Consider the following 19,044-nt stretch of genomic DNA (forward strand, 5'->3'; position numbering starts at 1 on the left):
TTGCGAAGCAACGCTTTCAAAAATTTCCTTGGTTTGGGTTTGAGCGCAAAGCGCTGTAAAGCCCAAAGGGATGAAGGTTAGCGCTTGAGGCTATTCGCGATCATCTTCAATGCGACTTGCTCCCTTTTCATAGAGTTTGCATATACCACGACGGCTATTTTTAATGAAACTACAGAACATTTGAATATCGGGATTATCGATAAATTCGGGTGCGGTTTCTAAAAATGCGATCGCTTGGGAACGATTGCGACTGGACTTATAAATAACCTCATAGGCTGAGAGAATGGCACGGCGGCGTTCATGGTTAAATCCATTGCGACGCAAGCCCAAGCGATTTAGCCCAAAGACCATATTTGTATCAACAGCCATGCAGTAGGGCGGGACATCCATGCCCAGACGAGTTTGTCCGCGAATCATGGCGTAGGAGCCAATGCGCGTAAATTGATGTACTACCGAATCGCCGCCCATAAAGGCATGGTCGTGGACTTCCACATAGCCCGCGAGTAAAACATTGTTGACAATGATGACGCGATTACCGATCTCGCAGTTATGGGCAATATGTGCGCCTGTAAATAACAAATTATCGTTACCGATTTTGGTTGCTGAGCCTTCTTTTGTGCCACGATTTACCGTTACATATTCCCGCAATATATTGCGATCGCCGATTTCTACAAAACTAATCGCGCCTTTGTAGGAAGTATCCTGTGGCTCCGAGCCCACGATCGCCCCATAGCCAATTTGGTTATCATTGCCAATTTTTGTATGTCCCGTCACAATTGCTCTAGCGCGGATCTCGCAGCGATCGCCGATTTCCACAAACTCATCAACAATAGCATCAGCCCCGATCGATGTCCCCTCGCCAATCTTGGCATTGGGATGAACGATCGCCCTTGGGTGAATTGTAATATTTCTATCTGGTTTAGTATTTGGTTCAGTATCTGGCTTGTTATCTGGCTTGTTATCTGGCTTGGTATTTGGCATGGAAATAGGAATCTATAACTTCGGGCAATAGAGAACAAGCAACAGTTTATCGTAATCGCTCACTAACTGCATAATACCAATTCCCAAAATCAGAGAGCGTACCGCCCGCGTAGCGGGCGGTACGCTCTTCTAGGTTTTTTAGAAGAAACTATGGCTTCTTGCTTTTGGTTAAAATGCCAAACTTATGCAGTCTCTGTACGATGCCCTCAAGCAGTTGAGCATAACTGTGATTAGTCTTTTGCAAGATTTTTTGCACCGAACCGCTCAAGCGAATACATTCATCATCACTTAGATCCCTTGCCGTAATAATAATGATCGGAATTAAGGGCGTATCATAGCGCAGCCTTAGCAAATGCATAAATTCAAACCCATCAATATTCGGCATCATCAGATCTAGCAAAATTAGTTGCGGTAACTGCTTAGTCATAATTTCTAAAGCCTCATGTCCATCCTGAGCTTCCACCACCAGACAGTTTTCCTTCTCCAACATTCGCTTTAGCATGGCTCTGACATTGAGGTCATCTTCCACTACTAATACTGATAACTGAGTCTTTACTTCAGGGCGATACTTGTCAATGGTGGTAATGAGGCGATCGCGATCGATGGGTTTAAATAGATAATCATTTGCGCCAATTTCGTACCTCTCATGGGTCTCATCATTGACTGTCAGTAAAATAATGGGAATTCCTGAGGTTAAAGGCTGCGATTTTAGATCCCTTAGCAACTCCCAACTATGGATAGATGAGGTTTGCATATCGAGAATAATTGCACTAGGAAGGATTTGATGCGCTAACTCCAGCCCATCAGTAATATTTAGAGATGAATAAATCCTAACTCCTAGATAGCTCAGATAGGATTGAGTGCATTGATGTAACATCAAATCATCGGCAACGATCAAAATCGATGGATAAGACTCATCTGAATTGGCAGGATTCAGTACGGAATATTCAGGCAATATGGTTGCCGCCAATTGATCCAGAGGGGGTTTTAACGGTGATTGGGTTAACTTTTCACAATCGGTAGGTAGACAAATCGTGAAGGTTGATCCTTTGCCTAACTCGCTCTCTACGTGAATATCTCCACCCATCATTTGGCATAGTCTTCTGCTAATGGCAAGCCCTAAGCCCGTACCGCCATATTGTCTTGTCGTCGAACTGTCGGCTTGATTAAAGGGTTGAAATAGGTTTTGTAAATTCTCTGGACTAATGCCGATGCCAGTATCAGTAATTGTGAAATAGAAAATCTCGCCTTGCAGGGAATTGAGACGGTTCACTTTGATGGTAATTTCTCCAGACTTGGTGAATTTACAGGCATTGCTTAAAATATTTAATAGAACTTGACGCAGTCTTGTCATATCGGTGCGAATGGAACCAAGCTGCCGATCGCATTCGATATGGATTTGATTGCTGTTTTTGCTGAGTAAGGGTTCGATCGTTTTACAGGTTTCCCATACCAGCATCGGTAAATCGAAGTTGTCATAGTAAATTTCCAATTTACCCGCTTCGATTTTGGTCATGTCTAAAATATCATTAATCAAATCCAGCAGGTGCTTGCCAGATCGATAGATCTTTTGTAAATCTTCACCAAAATCATCTAATCCTAATAGAGCCGCATCTTCCTGCAACATCTCGCTATAGCCAATGATCGCATTCAAAGGAGTGCGTAATTCATGGCTCATATTGGCAATAAAGCTACTTTTCGTCCGATTGGCTTCTAAGGCGCGATCGCGGGCTAGGGACAATTCCTCATTCATCAGCCTTAGGGATTCCTCATCGCGTTTGCGACGCATTAAGGCTCCTAACTGCATTGCGATCGCCCCAATCAATCCTACTAATTGTTGATCGCCATCATTGGGACTGCGGGTGAAAAAAGCGATGATCGCTACCACATTAGTGTCAGCACTGACGGGAATAGCCAGCCCCGACTGTAACCCACATTCCAAAGCAGGATATTTACGAAGAAAATTTAATTCCGTTTCTAAAGAGATATCCCAAATCCATTCGGGACGCTGATATTCCCAAACCCTTCCTGGAAAGCCAATGCCCGAAGGGAATGAAATTCTCTCACTCAGTTGGCGGAATTCTTCCAAGCCTTCAAGGCTACTGTACCAAGCAGGGCTACATACCAAAATTTGTTTTTCGTCTCCCGCTGGAACCCAAGCCTCGCCATAGTCCCATCCTGTGAACTGGCAAATTTTCCGCAGGGCAATTTCTAAAGCGGTTTGAAAATCATTAACCGCACTAATTTCTAACGTTAAGCTCTGCAATAATTGCGATTCTTCCTCGGCTCTCTTTCGCTGAGAGATATCTTGTACGGTTCCTTCAAAACCAATCAAAACCCCATCAAAATCTCTTACGGCGCGGACGTTTTCTGAAATCCAGATTTTCGTACCATCGCGTCGATAAACCTGTGACTCAAAATTAGAAACTGTGTCATGGGTTCGTAAAATATTAATAAATTCTTGACGACGATTGGGATTGACGTAAATTTGGTTGGCGATATTGGTGACGTTATTAATTAGGGATTCTGAAGAGGGATACCCATAAATTTGCGCCAACATGGGATTCGCAATTAAGTAGCGTCCATCAATCGTTGTCTGAAAAATCCCCTCAACCGCATTCTCAAAAATACTCGTATATTTAGCTTCAGCATTTTCTAGATCGTTGCGAAGCTGGGATGTTCTCGATTTTAATAGTTTATGAATTTCCGTTGCCTGTTGGACGACCTTCGTTAACTCCTCGACCTTGTAGGGCTTAGTAATGTATTGAAAAACCTTTGATTGATTGATTGCCTCGACCAAATCCTTAATATCTGCATGGGCAGTTAAGATAATCCGTAGAGTATCGGGATACAGCTCAGCAACTTGACTTAAAAACTCCGTGCCAGACATCATCGGCATCCGCTGATCGGAGACAATCACGGCGATATCTGGCTCGTTTGCTAAAATTTCTAACGCATCAAATCCATTTTTAGCTCGTAGGACTTGATAGCCTCGATGAAAAATGCGCTGAAGTAGATCTAAGTTATCTGCTTCATCATCAACAATCAATAATTTGGTTTTTTGTGAGCTATACATGTATGTGGTTACAAGGTTTTTTTCGCATTAAGGTAAGCGCCTACAACAATTCTCATTATGGAACCAATTTCAAGATTTATGGCACTTGTGATGTGGCAAACCTGAAAATAGTTTTTGGTAGAAAGTCCCCCAACAGCAGATTTTCTGTAAACCAAATTTTTATAATGAAAACTGAATCAATCAAATATTTCTGACAGCAATCTTCCCATGGAAGGGGTGAAGGGTTTGTGTCCTTGCCAAAAGCAGAGACTCGACCGTTTATTTCAGTAGACTGGAAAACACTAGAGTTAATTTTTTTATAATTTAAGCAAAAAAATATGATGCAAATTGTAGTGACGGGTGCTACTGGATTTATCGGGATAAAATTGGTCGAGCGTCTACAGGCTTTGGGCGATCGCATTATTGTCCTAGCTCGCAATTATCAAAAGGCAAGCTTACAATTTCCTCAGGCGGATTTCCCCAATGTGGAAGTAATTGGCTACAACCCCTTGGAGCTTGGGGAATGGACAAGGGTGATATCTGGCAGTGATGCCGTAATTAATCTCGCAGGAGAACCCCTTGCGGGGGTGCGCTGGACAGAAAATCGCAAACAGCAGATCCGCGATAGTCGTATTTTAACGACGAAAAAGTTAGTTGAAGCGATCGCGAAATCCGATCAAAAACCACGAGTCCTCATCAGTGGTTCGGCGATCGGCTATTACGGCACGAGCCCTGATAAGTCCTTTGATGAATATAGCTATGCAGGCGATGACTTTCTTGCTAATGTTTGCAAAGATTGGGAAGCTGAGGCGGATGCCGTAACTGGCTTAGGTGTACGGTTAGTTAAGCTGAGAACGGGAATTGTATTGGGGCTGGGTGGCGCGATCGCCAAGATGCTACCGATTTTTCAGATTGGTGGTGGGGGCAAAATCGGTAGTGGTAAACAATGGTTTTCTTGGATTCATCGAGATGATCTCGTTAATCTGATCATTTATGCTTTACAAGATGATCGGATCGTTGGTGCTTTAAATGCGACAGCTCCGCAAGCAGTTACCAATGAAGACTTTACCGTTGCTTTTGCTAAAGCGATTAAACGTCCAGCCTTTTTACCTGTGCCTGCGGCAGCATTGATTTTGGTGTTTGGTGAAGGGGCAACGGTTTTACTAGATGGTCAGCGCGTTGTGCCCCATAAAGCCCAGATTAATAAGTTCGCTTTCCGATATCCTGATATTGATTCAGCCTTAGGGCAAATTTTTGCTTAATATTTTTGCTTAATATTTGCTTAATATTTTTTCTTACTCCCTTCCCACCAAAGCAATAGACAGACAAAACCAAGAATTAGACGTTGCGGCGCTTTGCGCCGCAACGTCTAATTCTTCACTGGGAAGGGAGTAAGTACCTCAGCATAATTAAAATCCAGATCTAAAACCTACGGCGCAAGTGCAGCGTACGCCGCAGGTTTTAGGGCTTTATACTTAATTACAGCAATTATCGATCAAACGAACCACAAAGAAATTTTTGAAAGCGTTGCAAAGCAACGCTTTCAAAAATTTCTTTGGTTTGGGTTTGAGCGCAATGCGCTGTAAGTTCACTTAGCTTAACAAAAAAAGAGAGTGAATTATTTCACTCTCTTTTTTTTGATGGGCCGAGCTGGATTTGAACCAGCGTAGGCGTAGCCAGCGGATTTACAGTCCGCCCCCATTAACCACTCGGGCATCGACCCTTGGCTTGTTTTCCAAGCGAATCTAATCATATACACTTATTGCATTACTTGCAATAGCTATTTCAAAAAAAATTAAAATCGGGTCAAAAAATTTTCAATGTAGCCGTAGGTGGAGATTGGCATTGCTATAGGCAAGGTTTAATCTGCTATAGCGCTCTATAGCGATATTTTTTGGGGAAATCTGGCAAATCCCAGCGATATCGCGCTGAGAAATGCAATCCCCATGATCCCTGCGATCGGATTGCCATTAATGCCTGTAACCCACTCAGGAACTATCCCTGTCGGCGCTAGCCAATGCGTCGTATTAACAATGTAGTAACACCAGACTAGACCCGCATGTAGACCTATGGATATTCCTAGTCTGCCGTTACATCTACGTCTGGCGAGGACAAGAGCAATGCTGAGCATGACTAAACCTAGAAACTGACTCCATGTCGCCAAAATTACGCTTAGGGGTTTGATAAAGTGCAAGATTGCGAATACGAAACTACAACCGATTAAGGCGGCTTTTGGCGAATAATCCCGCTCTAACTCTGATAGAATCCAACCCCGAAACAACATTTCTTCTGCAAATCCTACCCCCACTGAAGTTAATAACCCAGGGGCGATCGCTCCTTGCCAATCCACAAAATACAATCCGATCGCTGGTAATAGCCTTGCAGGTAAAGGATGCCGCCAATCGACACTTTGAGACACCAGCCATCCCAGACTCACTTGCAAGCTAAAAAAAATAATAAGGGTTACACAGCCCAATCCTAATCCCAGCAAAAAATCCCGCCCATTTTCTTTCGTAAATAACAGTCCGTAATAGCGGTAAGGATGTAAATATTTGGCGATTTTACGCCCCCATCCCCAAATTAATCCCAAAAATCCGCAGTACAACAAAATTGTCAAACCAACGCCGACGGATTCCCCCCAAATTAAATACATCGGAGCTGCGATTGGTAGCCAAAGCAGCAATAAAGTTATTAAAAAAAGTAGGATACGGATTGGGGCTGGATAGGAATTGAGGCGATCGCGATTCACAATAAAAGAACAGGTAGGATGGTTATTACCAATCCTACCTGTTCTCTATCCATTGCTGAGAGCTATATTCAAATCCTAAAATCCATAGAAGATAAGGGCAGCGTGAAACGCTGCCCTTATCTTCTATGGATTTTGTTCTAATGGGATCGGCTACAGATATAAGTAGCTGGGCATAATTAAAATCCAGAGTCAAAACCTATAGCGCACGCACAGCGTGCGCTATAGGTTTTGGGGTTTTATATTTAATTGCGCCTATCTGCTTATATAGGAAAATATAGGAAAACATTATAGGGAAATTTATGAATTGCCCTTACCTATGACTCTGGCTCGATTGTGCTAGTTAAACCTTTACTTTGTAACCCTTCACAATAGAACTCAGCATGTTCCTGTACACAAGTAATTACTAGGGCACAACCACTGGCATGGGCTGCCATCATAATATCTACCGCTTGGGGTTGGGTTAACCCATTGACAACTTGCATTAAGGTTTGCACTACATATTCCATAGAATTGTAATCGTCATTATGTAAGAGCACGCGATATCTTGGTGCAATTTTGCGTATGGTTTCAGGACGAGTAACAGTTTCGGTAGCCATAGATTTGGTTGCCTCCTATAGGAATTAATTTATGATTTCGGATAATCGCAGGGTTTAAGTTTTGCGCATTAAGGGAAAAGTGTTTGCAAGTATGCAATGTAGGTAGGACACATTTCAGTCTCATGCTTGTGCGATAAATTTGAAAGCCGAGACAGTAATAATACTTAATGGGTATCTACCCATATTATAAATAGAATTCCCAAAAATGTGAAGTGTAGGGATTACGCCCGACTAAAAACCTAAAAGATGTCTTGGAAATCTGTAATCCTGCGATCGCGATGCTCATTACGCTATTTGTATTAAGCTACGCTGTTCCCAGTGCATAATTAACGTCAGTTCGGGTTAAATTGGCAAATTTTCAAAGCCCAAAAGTAAAAGCCTTGCTACGCAAGGCTTTTACTTTTGGGCTTTGAGAAAGGGTTTGTGTAACAAACCCTTTCTCAAAGCCTACTTCAAATTATCCTGAACTCACGTTAATCTAAGCATAAGTAAACTTAAAACCAGAGAGCGTACCGCCCGCTATGCAGGCGGCACGCTCTCTGGTTTGTTTTTTTAATTATGCTTAGCTACTTATTTGAAAATCTTCGACTTCTACAACATCGCCAATCATTGTAAATGACATCACATCTTCGCGGACTTTTGCCGTAACGCTCACTTTCAGTCCATCTTGTAAAATCCCTTCAGGTGCGGGCTGCCAAATTTCATATTGCTCTTGGGTATCAGTAGCGATCGCCCAAGCCCCCGTACCAATATCAATATATTCTACCGTGCCAACAATTTTAATATCCATAATATCCCTTGTATATAGCCTGTATATAGCCATTTTCTATAGCGCTTCGCGCTCAAGTCCAAACCAAGGAAATTTTTGAAAGCGTTGCTTCGCAGCGCTTTCAAAAATTTCCTTGTGGTTCGTTTGCTCAATAATTGCTGTGTATTATACCAAATTACAAAATGGCTACGCCATTTTGTAATTTTAAAACCCTTACTGGGTTTGGTTTTCAACTCCCAAAAGTGTAGCCACACTTTTGGGAGTTGGTATTATTTATATAGTTGCGGTTTCAGATTTGATCGATAGATAGGCACAACCAAAACATAGCCCTGAGTTGACCACAAGAAAGGCGATCGCGGGAAATCCTGACCCAATCCACATCATCTGGGGGGCGAGGATGGCGCTTGTCGCCAAACAGACAGAAGTTCCAATCGATGAACCGATCGCAAACCACTTCCATTGCGGATGTCCTAGCAAAACCAGCAATAACGCTAGGGGGAGCAATACGCTCGCCGTAATGGGATTGAGAGCATTGGTATCGCTAAAAGCATTCCCTAACTCAGGAAGAGAACTGCCTGCAATGCGAAAGGGAATTTGGGTAACATCAAACAAGTAGAAACCACGGAGAAAAAACAACCCTGCACCACCAAAAAACACTCCATTTGAAAATGACCAGTTCCAGCGGAAGGGAAACCAGCGATTGAGAAACCATGCAAGCAGATAGGAACCAATCACCATAATCAATTTCGGAATTAAGGCGATCGCCCCACCATCCACCCAGAAACGAGGACTCAAGTAGCCATTATCTCGCGCCCATTTCAAGAAATCAGGAATTCCTAATTGTCCTTCAGAGGCTAAATTGACGGCGGCAGCAGCATTCAGATGACCAGCCCCATAGTAATTAAGAGTATCATCAGCGACTTTGCGGGAAGACTGCTTCAAGATTTGGGCAATTTTCTGAGGATCTTTTACACCTGACGCTTCGATCAGGGCGACCACCCCTGATACATGGGGCGCAGCCATACTCGTTCCTTGAAAGGCGCGAAAGACTGATTCCTTCGTTTTGGGATCGATGGTATTTTGTAAAATTCCACCAGATGTATCGCCCGTTTCGCCCGTTTTGCTTCTGGCGATCGAGCCACCAGGAGCCGCTACATCAATCCCTGCACCATAGTTAGAATAGGGAGCCTTATCACCCGTAATCCCTGTCGCCGATACAGCGATTACCTTCGGATAGCGGGCAGGATAAAAGGCAGCATTGCGATTGGAATTACCTGCCGCTGCGACAATTGTTACTCCTTTTTTATAGGCGTAATCGATCGCATCTTGCATAAGCTTACTTTCACCGCCACCACCGAGACTCATATTGATGACATTTGCACCATTATCCGCCGCGAAGATAATTGCTTCGGCAATGTCCGCAATCGTGCCAGCACCAGAGGCAGACAGAACCTTGAGGGGCATGATACTAGCTTCATAGGCAATACCTGCCACTCCGAAATTATTGTTTGTCGATTGGGCGATCGTCCCTGCTACATGGGTTCCATGACCATTATCATCGCTAGCATCTTCGCGATCATTGACAAAATCATACCCTTTCACAAAATTAGTATTCTTGAGATCGGCAACTCGGCTAACACCAGTATCGATAACCGCGATCGTAATACCCTTACCCTTAGTTTTTTGCCAAGCCTTCTCGATATTGATCGCCTTTAGATTCCATTGTTCTTTATACATGGGATCGTTGGGCGCTGTGTCACCGATAAACTCCATCGAATAAACGTAATTTTCTTCGACATATTCAGTCAATTTACGCAGTTCGTCGGACTGCTTTAGTTTCTCAATAACTTGGGCATCACCTTTGACAACGTATAGTTTGTCAGTCTTTGAGAAGGCACTATTAAACTTTGGCTCGATCCCATACTTTGAGGCGATCGACTTGAGTTCTAGATCGACTTGGGCGGGGGACAAACTATCCATGAAGTTTAATACCATTGAGTCGAACTTACCTTCGACTGCTAACCCTTTATAGTTAGAGAGTGCCCAGAATAAACCTACCAAAAACAAGCAAGAGAGCAGAAATTTTTTCATAACTCTAAGACCTCAATCCTAAGTCCCTAGTCAGTACTTTTATCATTATTTCGGAGAGTCGGCAAAACCTCCTTTATAGACAGATATAGACAGAAAAAGCGGTACAAAGTACCGCTTTTTCTGTCCTACAACTTAGGCACTAACTAGCACCTGATCTTTCTCGATTTTGGCAGTATAAGTTTGCAGTGGTTTCTTGGCAGGTCCTTCAAGGACATTACCATCAGGGGCAAAATCAGCGTCATGACAGGGGCAAACAAACTTTTTGTCTGCGGATTTCCATTTCACGTCACAACCTTTATGGGTACAAGTAATATTTACCGCTAATACATTCTTGGCATTTTTAGGATCGCGCACCACTGCAATTTTGTCAGATATTAGCTGTCCATCTTTCTCGAGTTGGGCAACTGTACCAATCACCTTAAATTTACCACTGGGAGAGGCTGCAACGCTTGTAGGTGGAGCAGCAGGTGCTGATGCGGCTGGCGTAACCGAAGCTTCAGGGGCTTTAGTATCACTACAACCAACCAAAGATGGGGGCAAAAGACTAGCCAGCCATCCCAATCCAAACCAAGAAAGTAACTTACGGCGATTCAGATTCATATTTTTTCTATGCTTTAGTGATTGTACAGATTAGTGAAATATTCATCGAAACCATCTGGTAAAGCAATGCAGCGTTTAAACCAGAAAATCGATCCCAGCTGATTTAATTCTATCGTAATCATTAAGTAGCTAGGCGCAATTAAATATAAAACCCAAAAACTTGTAGCGCACGCTGCGCGTGCGCTACAAGTTTTTGGGTTTTAATAAGGATTAAAGCAAGTCACCCGTTAAATTCAAAGGCAAGCTAAATATCAGCATTCATGCTGTATACAAACGATCGCCTCGATCGCTATACATGGTTAATATTTACCAAGGTCGACATACTAATCATGACCACACTTGCAGAAAATAGTTATCAGTCTCAAGAGGCAAATGCAATTACAAATGCAATTACAAATGCAATTACAAATATCAATACGAATATAAATGCGAATATAAATTCAGAGTTAGAGTCAGGGCTTAATACCTGCTTAAAATTTGCGATCGATCCGCAGACCATCGGCTTACTTGAAAGTGAATTTACGCAAGAGGTTTTAACGATCAAAGCCGATCGTGTCATACCCGTTCCCAACAAACCATCATGTATTTTAGGGATCTTAAGCCGTCGTCGTCGGGTTTATTGGGCAATCGATTTGGCAATGTTATTAGGATTACAACCTCTAGATCAGAACATCAAACTTTACGAAGTAATTCTGATATCCGTACATGAACTTTCTCTAGCTTTAATTGTGCCTAAAGTTTTAGGAGTTGTTCGCATTTCTAGCGATCGCTTCGATCAAAACATTAATTCTGTAACCTCAACACTCAGACCATATCTTAAAGGCTATATTAATGAAGGGGGCGAATTTTCTTACTTAATGAAAGCTGAAAGTATTGTTAGATCAACCATACTTCATTCGTAATCACATTCATGATTATTTCTTTGATTTTTAGAAAAATAATACTAATACGAAGCCAGCAATTTCATGGAATCCTGTCGTAATGTTCTGCTTGAATTTGTGTATAGGGAGGCTAATGCTCAAATTCAGAACTTAGGCATAGGAATTAGGCATAAATATAATATTGATGAAGTAATTGCCTTTGCCTTAAACCGATTGCCAGTAATGTTCGCATCGACGGATGCTGGATTGCATATCAAAAGACAAGAATGTCTGGCAATCCATGCCGATATTACGAAGATTACCCGACAAGCATTGTTAGGCGTGCGGCGCGACCCATTGCGAGAGCCTCAACCCTTGGAGGATGTTGAGCTAGCCAATGCCCCCTATGTATTGCTAAACGTTCAAAGCAGTTTGGGGTGGCAAAATCTCATGTGGTGCGACTTGCCGAAGGCTTTAGAAGATGCCTTGGAAAATGCGATCGCTAAATATAATTCAGGAAACCTTTCACCTCGCGTTAGTAAGTATGGTGCGTTAGGTTCGAGGCAGATCAATTCCCAAATGTATTTAGGAAAGTCTCACAACAAAATCAGCGTTGCCCCTGAGTCTAAGCAAAAAGAATACGATATTTACATGATAGAATCGCGACAACTAGTTCACGTCTTAGAAAGACTGGTAATTAGAATGGCGCAAAACCGTGCCCAAAGCTTTCCCAAATCTGATTTGCGGTTTATTCGTCTCGAAGATGTCGTGGCACAAACCTTAAATCAATTACCACCTTTATACGCTACATCAGCCAAGGGAATAGCGCATTTGCGGCATTATGCACAAATGAATATTGGTTCTGAAGTGGCCATCCTCGTCCATGAATCGATGCTCGCAGTTCGCAATGCCAGCTATCAAAAAATCGATCCCTTAATGTTCTCTAAAATTCGTTACGAAAGAGAGCAGGCTTTAATTAAAGTGAGTAATTTATTGAATCAGGATGTAAAGTGGCAAAATTTACGCGAGGTCGTAACTGATTCTTTAGATTTAGCGAGATCGGGTAAAGTCTGCTGGGTGCGATCGCCACAGCATGAGGGGATAAAAAAATCTTAAAAATAAAAATGGTGCAATGACCACTTTTATTTTTAAGATTTTTCAAGATATTTTTAAGATACTTGTAGGATAATTTTATCTTTTAAGCATCGTAAACCACATCAACTACTTCGAGTTCTTGTTTCGTGCCCACAAAGGGATTGTCTTCAGTGAGAAATAACATACAGTGACATTCTTTGCGTTCGCGCATTGGCACGCAAGGACAGTTCCAGTAGGTATCTTTAACTTCAGCTTCCTTATCCTCGTAATAGCGACAGGGACAGAGGGGAGATCCTAGTTCTTCTTTGTGCTTAGCCAACCCTTCAATAACGGCATTGGTTACGCTAGGATCGACACAAAAAAAAGTGCCTGTATTTTTTGCGTACTTTTCGGAAAATTTTCGCATTGCCTCAAAACTTTTAGAGGAAGCTTTATTTTTACCGCGAGACAAATCTGGCTCTGGGTTAAGGGACATAAGCTAAAAAAATTGCAAAGAAACTATTAAGTATTACCTATAGCATGAAACCGCCACACCACTCGATCTCGAATTAATACCAATGGCAATAAGAAGAGAAGGTTGGCGCTTCGCGCCAACCTTCTCTTCTTAGATGCGGCAGACGCGCAGCTTGTAGATCTGGATTTTAATTATGCCCAATTTATTGCCAGCAGTCACAAAACAAGAATTTTTGATAAGGTAGAAGCAGCAAAATTGATGCCTTGTGGTTGATATCCTATAGGTGCATGTATGGCGACTAAATTTGATTTTCAAGTATGTATGGGTCTTGCGATCGCCGCCAGCATATTTAACGCGATCGCCTATATACCTGTAGCCCAATCCCATGATGCAGGCAGTGAAAAGCTGGGAACGGTGCGCGCATTACCCAGCCTCCAAACTAGGGCGCGTCCACCTTTACAGCCTGAGACTTTGCATATCGGGATGTTGGAAACACAGTTTTTTGAATACGCCAAAGATAATAACTGGGCGGCGATCGCTACTATCCATCGCAATGAATTCACCATGCATCAGTTGCAACCTGGAGGTGAAGGGTTGTATGCCTTACCTGAACGCAAATTAGTCTATGTCAGAGGTTTTACGGCAAATATTTACTTTGAAAGCGATCGCTTAGTTGGAATTCGGTTAACCACCGATAACCGCGATCGCCCCCTTACTAGCACCGAATTACTCAATCTTGTGAGAGCTTGGTTTCCAGATGATGTCCTAAGCGTCCTCTACCAAGTCGCTCCATCGGATCCGCATAAGAGTATAGTCGAAACGCTAATTGGTACAATACCAAAGGTTTTTGAACGGGATTTCGGAAAGTCGAGCTTGCCCTTCTGTCGAGTGATCGTTTTTCCCTCTCCAGTTCCAGTAAATACTCTCTCGACCTGTAGCCTAAGTACATAATACCAAGTTAAGAAATGGCGTAGCCATTTCTTAACTTGGTATAAAAGCTGCGGCGCAGGCGCAGCGTGAGCCGCAACTTTTAGATTTTTATATTTAATTAAGCGCACTTACTTAGCTCACTTACTTATACGATAGCCAAAGAGCTTCAAAACCTTGTTGCAAATCTATTGATAAATCACTTTCCATGCAAAAACGAGTTCTATCTGGCGTACAACCAACTGGCAACCTCCATATCGGCAATTATTTGGGGGCAATCCGCAACTGGGTGGAGACTCAGGCTGATTACGAAAACTTCTTTTGTGTTGTCGATCTGCACGCAATTACTGTCCCTCACGATCCGAAAACCTTAGCTAGCAATACTCGCGATATTGCAGCTTTATATATTGCCTGTGGTATTGACCCCAAAATTTCCACGATTTTTGTGCAGTCCCATGTTTCGGCACATGCGGAGTTAACGTGGTTGCTCAATTGCATCACGCCTCTAAATTGGTTAGAGCGAATGATTCAGTTTAAGGAGAAGGCAGTCAAACAGGGGGAAAATGTGGGCGTGGGTCTGCTGGACTATCCTGTGCTGATGGCGGCGGATATTTTGCTGTACCAAGCGGACTTAGTGCCAGTTGGCGAAGATCAGAAGCAACATTTGGAATTGACGCGAGATATTGCGGGAAGATTTAACGATCAGTTTGCGCCAGTTTTGAAAGTGCCTGATCCCTTAATTCGGAAGGAAGGGGCGCGGGTGATGAGCCTCACCGATGGCACCAAAAAAATGTCTAAGTCGGATCCCTCAGAAATGAGTCGGATTCATGTGCTAGATAAGCCCGATGAAATCACTAAGAAAATCAAAAAATGTAAAACCGATGCCGTCCGCGAGTTAGCCTTTGACGATCGAGATCGCCCTGAAGCAAATAATTTACTTGGGCTATACGCGATTTTTGCGAATAAAACTAAGGAACAAGTGCAGGCTGAGGCAGCGACATGGCGCGGTTGGGGCGATTTTAAGAATGTGCTGACTGATGCTGCGATCGCGCATCTTGAGCCCATTCAAGCTAAATATGACGAAGTCATCCAAGAATCAGGATATCTTGATGGTGTTTTACGTGATGGGCGCGAAAAAGCCGCTGAGACAGCTTTTAAAACATTAAAAGCTGTCAAAGATGCAATGGGCTACTTACCATTTTAAAGTTACCTCCACTAAGAAAGAGATGGGAAGAGAGGGTTAGAGCAATAATTGCTCCAACCCTTTTAATACCAAGTTAAGAAATGGCGTAGCCATTTCTTAACTTGAAAACCATTACTAGGTTTAGTTTTTAATTCACAAAATTGTTGTCACACTTTCGTGAATTGGTATAAGTAGCTGGGCATAATTAAAATCCAGATTAAAAACCTGTGGCGAACGCTGCGCGTTCGCCACAGGTTTTTGGGTTTTATATTTAATTGCACCTAGCTACTTACCACAATATCAAACGATATTTGTACATTTTTCAAACATTAAATTGTATTGCGAACACTTGTTACTCCCAACAAGCTGCCTTAACCTGTATAAGACCTAATATTTAAGAGGATTTTAAATGCATAACGTAATTAACTGGTTTGAGATCCCCTCAACTGACTTTGATCGGGCGGTAAACTTTTACAGCACAGTGTTGGCAACAGAGTTCCATAAATCGGAATTCATGGGAGAACCACAAGCGATATTCCCTAACGATCTCCAAGGTGTTGGTGGCGCGATTGTCAAGAGCGATCGCTTAACACCTTCCGCGACTGGTGCTTTGATCTACCTAAATTTGGGTACTGTTGAGAACCTAGAGCAAGCACTCGAACGGGTAGAATCCAGTGGCGGCAAAATTTGTATGTCCACAACCGATATTGGTGACCCAGGTTTTATTGGACTAATTCTCGATACCGAAGGGAATTCCATTGGGCTTCATGCACCGAAACCAACTGAATAACAAAAAAGGCGGTGTGAAGCACCGCTTTTTTATGAGAAACAGTCTATTTCCGTTTGAAATAAGCGCGATAAACTGGCAGACCTTGCGAAATTACCGAACTTTCGCGCTCGGTGGGAATATGTTCAGGAAAAATCGAATCATCGGCAAAGTTTTCTGCTCCCGCTAAATTGACAAAATTCTCATTTACCTCAAAATGTTGGCGCATATCTAGGGCAACATCATAGACATCGGATTGCACAAACACATCGGCATTGGGTACGAGTAGTTCCGCTAAGGTGGCGACTAGTTCGGGCTGAACGGCACGGCGCTTTTGTTGGCGACGCTTAAACCAAGGATCGGGAAATTGAATGGTGACTTCATGCAATGAGCCCTTAGATAATAGTCCAGCCAAAGATACATTGGCATTGCAAAAAATATAATGCAGATTTTTTAAGCCCAGTTCGTCACGCACTTCATTACAGCGATCGACGAGGGGTTCCCGAATTTCTAAGCCTAAAAAATTCCAATCAGGCTTCAGTTGAGCCATCTGCAAAATATAGCGTCCCCTCGCCGAACCTATATCCAGACTCAGGGGCTTTGACCAGTCAGTATAAATTTCTGTCCAGATCGGCGGTGCGATCGCCACACTATATTTCTTGGCTAATGGATTAACATGTTCGCGGACACGCGCTCGGCGCGAGACATTTTCATTGCTAACATTGACAATGATTTCGTTTGCGGTTGTTTTGGGTTGGGGATTTGGGGAGTTTGTCATAGTATTTAAGAATACCCCAGATAGAAAATGTAGTTTAAAATATGAATTAAAAACCAAAGCCGAATAATACCAAAGCTCAAAATGGCGTAGCCATTTTGAGCTTTGGTATTATTTGGGCTTTGGTCATAAAAATAACTTTTGGTTTTTGACAAACAATTTTGATGGCGACTCTGCGATATATGTAATTTAACAGCAAAAATTCACCAACATATCGATCGCCATGCCTGTCGCGGATTGGTCTTTAAAGCATGTTCAGAATATGTCTGACCAACATTTCCCCATCACCTATTCCACCCTCGCGCCACAGGCTTTGGTAGATCGTGTTTTATCTCGCTATGCTGTGGGCGAAATTACCAGTTGTGTATTTTGGATGCGGGGACTAAGTGATATCTATCTGGTCGAAGCAGGCGATCGCCGCTATGTCTTACGTGTTTCCCATGCCCATTGGCGATCGCGCGCCGAAATCGAGTTTGAGTTAGAACTATTAGCATTTTTACATAAAAATCATATTCCCGTTGCCCATCCCCTTTCCACCCTCGATGGCAAACTAGCGATCGAAATTTCTGCCCTCGAAGGCAAACGTTATGCCTCTCTCTTTAGCTACGCCGCAGGTCAAGTTGCCGTTGGTGATCTTAATAAATTGCAAGCTCAAAGATTGGGCGAAACCTTAGCAAGACTCCATAAAACCGCCCAAAATTTTCACTGTCCTGCCGATCGCCCTCATCTCACAGTTAACTATTTATTAGATGATTCCTTACGAGAGCTCGCACCATTTTTAAAGATTTCCGCACGTTCGTACATAAATGAAGCGATCGCTCAAATTAAAGAACAACTCCGCCATCTACCCAAAGAATTACCAATTTGGAGCGTTTGCTGGGGCGATCCCCATAGTGGCAACGTTCACTTTACCGAAACCAATGAAATCACCCTTTTTGATTTCGATCAATGTGGCTATGGTTGGCGAGCCTTTGATATTGCTAAATTTTTACAAGTTACGTTGCAAGCAGGCATTAGTCCCAGCGTTCGCAAAGCCTTCTTGCAAGGTTATCAGTCAACAGAACCGCTGGAAGAGATTGAGTTGAAATGTATGCAACCACTGATTCAAGTTGCGCAGATCTGGTCATGGGCAATCAGTGTCAAATCAGCGATCGTTCACAATCACAGCAAACTTGATGATAGTTATTTCCATCAGCGTTTCGAGCATTTCAAAATGTTGCGATCGCCCGACTGGAAACCTTTTTAAGCAGCCAGAAATCCAAGGGAGACAGAAAGTAACCTCTCTAATTTTTTGGCTTTAATACTGTAAGATAACAACTACACCTTGGGGCATCCAATTTTGCTCAATTTTTTGCCATGACGATCGCCATGACACGCAATGACGACTTAAATATTTTAGACATTGACGCATCTCCACTCAGTCCATTGGATTTGCCACCCGAAGAGGCAATACCTCTTCCCGATCCTGATGAGATGTTAGCCTTCCTCAACTCGGACATAATTTTAGAGAGAATGCAAGCGGCGAGAGCTTTCTGTGAATTAGAAGACCTAAGAGCAATCCCCCGCCTCATCGAGCTTCTCCAAGATGAATGTCCCCTCGTTAGGGTGAGTGCCGCCTATGCTCTAGGCAGAAATAAAAGCGAGCAGGCGATCGCCCCCTTAATTAGTCAACTCAACCAAGACTGGAATGGATATGTCCGCAAAGGCATCGTTTGGGCGTTGGGAACCTGCCGCGCCTCCTTGGGATTGCAGCCCTTAATCTCAGCCTTGAAGTATGACATTACTGCGGTACGTCTATGGGCAGCAAGTGCCTTAGGTCAATTAGGCGATGCAGAGGCGATCGAACCCTTAACCGATGCCTTGATCAGTGACACCATATCAGCCGTGCGGGGCAACTGTGCTTGGTCACTGGGTAAATTGATTTTGCCAATGCACCGAAACTTTCACACCCAAGACGAAATCTATCAAAATGCGTTAGACGCACTGATCGATGCCCTCGATGACGACGATCTGAGCGTCCAAACTGATGCGAGAAATGCTCTACGGAAGCTGGGAGATCCCCGTGGTTTAAAGGTACTTGAGCGAATTGAAATGGATCAAGGCTATTGCGAATTCTAAATAGATCCGTCGTTCGGGTCAACCG

The 19,044-nt window shown here is 43.1% G+C and carries 17 protein-coding genes and 1 tRNA gene; 8 read left to right on the forward strand and 10 right to left on the reverse strand.

Annotated elements, in window-relative coordinates; translation table 11 throughout:
- Window positions 1-90: 90 nt before the first annotated feature.
- Both lpxA and PSE7429_RS01655 read right to left on the reverse strand, forming a co-directional pair.
- Window positions 91-981 (reverse strand): acyl-ACP--UDP-N-acetylglucosamine O-acyltransferase, encoded by an 891-nt coding sequence (gene lpxA, locus PSE7429_RS01650; RefSeq protein ID WP_009625300.1) that lies wholly within the window; start codon window positions 979-981, stop codon window positions 91-93.
- 148 nt (window positions 982-1,129) lie between these two features.
- Window positions 1,130-4,057 carry a response regulator gene (locus PSE7429_RS01655; protein WP_009625301.1) on the reverse strand — a complete coding sequence of 976 codons (2,928 nt, stop codon included), beginning with the start codon at window positions 4,055-4,057 and terminating at the stop codon, window positions 1,130-1,132.
- A gap of 320 nt (window positions 4,058-4,377) precedes the next feature.
- Here PSE7429_RS01655 and thyD point away from each other — a divergent pair, with 320 nt between their 5' ends.
- Window positions 4,378-5,298 (forward strand): thylakoid membrane protein ThyD, encoded by a 921-nt coding sequence (gene thyD, locus PSE7429_RS01665; protein WP_040686980.1) that lies wholly within the window; start codon window positions 4,378-4,380, stop codon window positions 5,296-5,298.
- A 379-nt stretch (window positions 5,299-5,677) separates the two neighbouring features.
- Here the strand turns inward: thyD and PSE7429_RS01670 are convergent.
- From PSE7429_RS01670 to PSE7429_RS01695, 6 genes are all read right to left on the reverse strand, one after another.
- Window positions 5,678-5,759, reverse strand: a tRNA-Tyr gene (locus tag PSE7429_RS01670).
- 156 nt (window positions 5,760-5,915) lie between these two features.
- The gene (locus PSE7429_RS01675) at window positions 5,916-6,689 is read right to left on the reverse strand and encodes a CPBP family intramembrane glutamic endopeptidase (RefSeq protein ID WP_009625304.1); all 774 of its coding nucleotides are present in this window, start codon (window positions 6,687-6,689) and stop codon (window positions 5,916-5,918) included.
- A gap of 410 nt (window positions 6,690-7,099) precedes the next feature.
- A complete protein-coding gene (clpS, locus tag PSE7429_RS01680; RefSeq protein WP_009625305.1) occupies window positions 7,100-7,381 on the reverse strand; it encodes an ATP-dependent Clp protease adapter ClpS in 282 nt (93 codons plus the stop codon).
- Window positions 7,382-7,943: 562 nt separating this feature from the next.
- On the reverse strand, window positions 7,944-8,171 hold the full coding sequence (locus PSE7429_RS01685) for a hypothetical protein (protein WP_009625306.1): 228 nt from the start codon (window positions 8,169-8,171) through the stop codon (window positions 7,944-7,946).
- 252 nt (window positions 8,172-8,423) lie between these two features.
- Window positions 8,424-10,241 carry a S8 family peptidase gene (locus PSE7429_RS01690; RefSeq protein ID WP_009625307.1) on the reverse strand — a complete coding sequence of 606 codons (1,818 nt, stop codon included), beginning with the start codon at window positions 10,239-10,241 and terminating at the stop codon, window positions 8,424-8,426.
- 132 nt (window positions 10,242-10,373) lie between these two features.
- Window positions 10,374-10,841 (reverse strand): QcrA and Rieske domain-containing protein, encoded by a 468-nt coding sequence (locus PSE7429_RS01695; RefSeq protein ID WP_009625308.1) that lies wholly within the window; start codon window positions 10,839-10,841, stop codon window positions 10,374-10,376.
- 260 nt (window positions 10,842-11,101) lie between these two features.
- On the opposite strand from PSE7429_RS01695, the gene PSE7429_RS01700 reads away from it, so the two are divergent.
- Window positions 11,102-11,743: a chemotaxis protein CheW gene (locus PSE7429_RS01700; RefSeq protein WP_009625309.1), complete on the forward strand. Its 642-nt coding sequence runs from the start codon at window positions 11,102-11,104 to the stop codon at window positions 11,741-11,743.
- 63 nt (window positions 11,744-11,806) lie between these two features.
- Window positions 11,807-12,817 (forward strand): late competence development ComFB family protein, encoded by a 1,011-nt coding sequence (locus PSE7429_RS23225; protein WP_009625310.1) that lies wholly within the window; start codon window positions 11,807-11,809, stop codon window positions 12,815-12,817.
- Window positions 12,818-12,899: 82 nt separating this feature from the next.
- On the opposite strand, the gene PSE7429_RS01710 is transcribed toward PSE7429_RS23225, so the two are convergent.
- Window positions 12,900-13,271, reverse strand: a complete 372-nt coding sequence (locus PSE7429_RS01710) for a ferredoxin-thioredoxin reductase catalytic domain-containing protein (RefSeq protein ID WP_009625311.1) — start codon at window positions 13,269-13,271, stop codon at window positions 12,900-12,902.
- A 270-nt stretch (window positions 13,272-13,541) separates the two neighbouring features.
- On the opposite strand from PSE7429_RS01710, the gene PSE7429_RS01715 reads away from it, so the two are divergent.
- The 3 genes from PSE7429_RS01715 to PSE7429_RS01725 all read left to right on the forward strand — a co-directional run bounded on the left by PSE7429_RS01715 (window position 13,542) and on the right by PSE7429_RS01725 (window position 16,150).
- Window positions 13,542-14,201: a hypothetical protein gene (locus PSE7429_RS01715; protein WP_009625312.1), complete on the forward strand. Its 660-nt coding sequence runs from the start codon at window positions 13,542-13,544 to the stop codon at window positions 14,199-14,201.
- A gap of 184 nt (window positions 14,202-14,385) precedes the next feature.
- A complete protein-coding gene (gene trpS, locus PSE7429_RS01720; RefSeq protein WP_009625313.1) occupies window positions 14,386-15,381 on the forward strand; it encodes a tryptophan--tRNA ligase in 996 nt (331 codons plus the stop codon).
- Window positions 15,382-15,769: 388 nt separating this feature from the next.
- On the forward strand, window positions 15,770-16,150 hold the full coding sequence (locus PSE7429_RS01725; protein ID WP_009625314.1) for a VOC family protein: 381 nt from the start codon (window positions 15,770-15,772) through the stop codon (window positions 16,148-16,150).
- A gap of 43 nt (window positions 16,151-16,193) precedes the next feature.
- Here the strand turns inward: PSE7429_RS01725 and trmB are convergent, their stop codons facing one another.
- Entirely contained in the window at window positions 16,194-16,904 is a 711-nt protein-coding gene (gene trmB, locus PSE7429_RS01730; protein WP_009625315.1) for a tRNA (guanosine(46)-N7)-methyltransferase TrmB, read from the reverse strand.
- Between the two features lie 220 nt (window positions 16,905-17,124).
- On the opposite strand from trmB, the gene PSE7429_RS01735 reads away from it, so the two are divergent.
- Together PSE7429_RS01735 and PSE7429_RS01740 are read left to right on the forward strand one after the other, a co-directional pair.
- Window positions 17,125-18,147: a homoserine kinase gene (locus PSE7429_RS01735; protein WP_009625316.1), complete on the forward strand. Its 1,023-nt coding sequence runs from the start codon at window positions 17,125-17,127 to the stop codon at window positions 18,145-18,147.
- A gap of 122 nt (window positions 18,148-18,269) precedes the next feature.
- Window positions 18,270-19,019 (forward strand): HEAT repeat domain-containing protein, encoded by a 750-nt coding sequence (locus tag PSE7429_RS01740; RefSeq protein ID WP_040686994.1) that lies wholly within the window; start codon window positions 18,270-18,272, stop codon window positions 19,017-19,019.
- Window positions 19,020-19,044: the final 25 nt, after the last annotated feature.

This window comes from Pseudanabaena biceps PCC 7429 (genome assembly GCF_000332215.1).
GTDB classification, from domain to species: domain Bacteria; phylum Cyanobacteriota; class Cyanobacteriia; order Pseudanabaenales; family Pseudanabaenaceae; genus Pseudanabaena; species Pseudanabaena biceps.

Bases quoted from the DNA above. Each gene is read 5' to 3' on its own strand.
- lpxA (WP_009625300.1), bottom strand. From the start codon at position 981: ATGCCAAATACCAAGCCAGATAACAAGCCAGATAACAAGCCAGATACT.
- PSE7429_RS01655 (WP_009625301.1), bottom strand. From the start codon at position 4,057: ATGTATAGCTCACAAAAAACCAAATTATTGATTGTTGATGATGAAGCA.
- thyD (WP_040686980.1), top strand. From the start codon at position 4,378: ATGCAAATTGTAGTGACGGGTGCTACTGGATTTATCGGGATAAAATTG.
- PSE7429_RS01675 (WP_009625304.1), bottom strand. From the start codon at position 6,689: ATGTATTTAATTTGGGGGGAATCCGTCGGCGTTGGTTTGACAATTTTG.
- clpS (WP_009625305.1), bottom strand. From the start codon at position 7,381: ATGGCTACCGAAACTGTTACTCGTCCTGAAACCATACGCAAAATTGCA.
- PSE7429_RS01685 (WP_009625306.1), bottom strand. From the start codon at position 8,171: ATGGATATTAAAATTGTTGGCACGGTAGAATATATTGATATTGGTACG.
- PSE7429_RS01690 (WP_009625307.1), bottom strand. From the start codon at position 10,241: ATGAAAAAATTTCTGCTCTCTTGCTTGTTTTTGGTAGGTTTATTCTGG.
- PSE7429_RS01695 (WP_009625308.1), bottom strand. From the start codon at position 10,841: ATGAATCTGAATCGCCGTAAGTTACTTTCTTGGTTTGGATTGGGATGG.
- PSE7429_RS01700 (WP_009625309.1), top strand. From the start codon at position 11,102: ATGCTGTATACAAACGATCGCCTCGATCGCTATACATGGTTAATATTT.
- PSE7429_RS23225 (WP_009625310.1), top strand. From the start codon at position 11,807: ATGGAATCCTGTCGTAATGTTCTGCTTGAATTTGTGTATAGGGAGGCT.
- PSE7429_RS01710 (WP_009625311.1), bottom strand. From the start codon at position 13,271: ATGTCCCTTAACCCAGAGCCAGATTTGTCTCGCGGTAAAAATAAAGCT.
- PSE7429_RS01715 (WP_009625312.1), top strand. From the start codon at position 13,542: ATGGCGACTAAATTTGATTTTCAAGTATGTATGGGTCTTGCGATCGCC.
- trpS (WP_009625313.1), top strand. From the start codon at position 14,386: ATGCAAAAACGAGTTCTATCTGGCGTACAACCAACTGGCAACCTCCAT.
- PSE7429_RS01725 (WP_009625314.1), top strand. From the start codon at position 15,770: ATGCATAACGTAATTAACTGGTTTGAGATCCCCTCAACTGACTTTGAT.
- trmB (WP_009625315.1), bottom strand. From the start codon at position 16,904: ATGACAAACTCCCCAAATCCCCAACCCAAAACAACCGCAAACGAAATC.
- PSE7429_RS01735 (WP_009625316.1), top strand. From the start codon at position 17,125: ATGCCTGTCGCGGATTGGTCTTTAAAGCATGTTCAGAATATGTCTGAC.
- PSE7429_RS01740 (WP_040686994.1), top strand. From the start codon at position 18,270: ATGACACGCAATGACGACTTAAATATTTTAGACATTGACGCATCTCCA.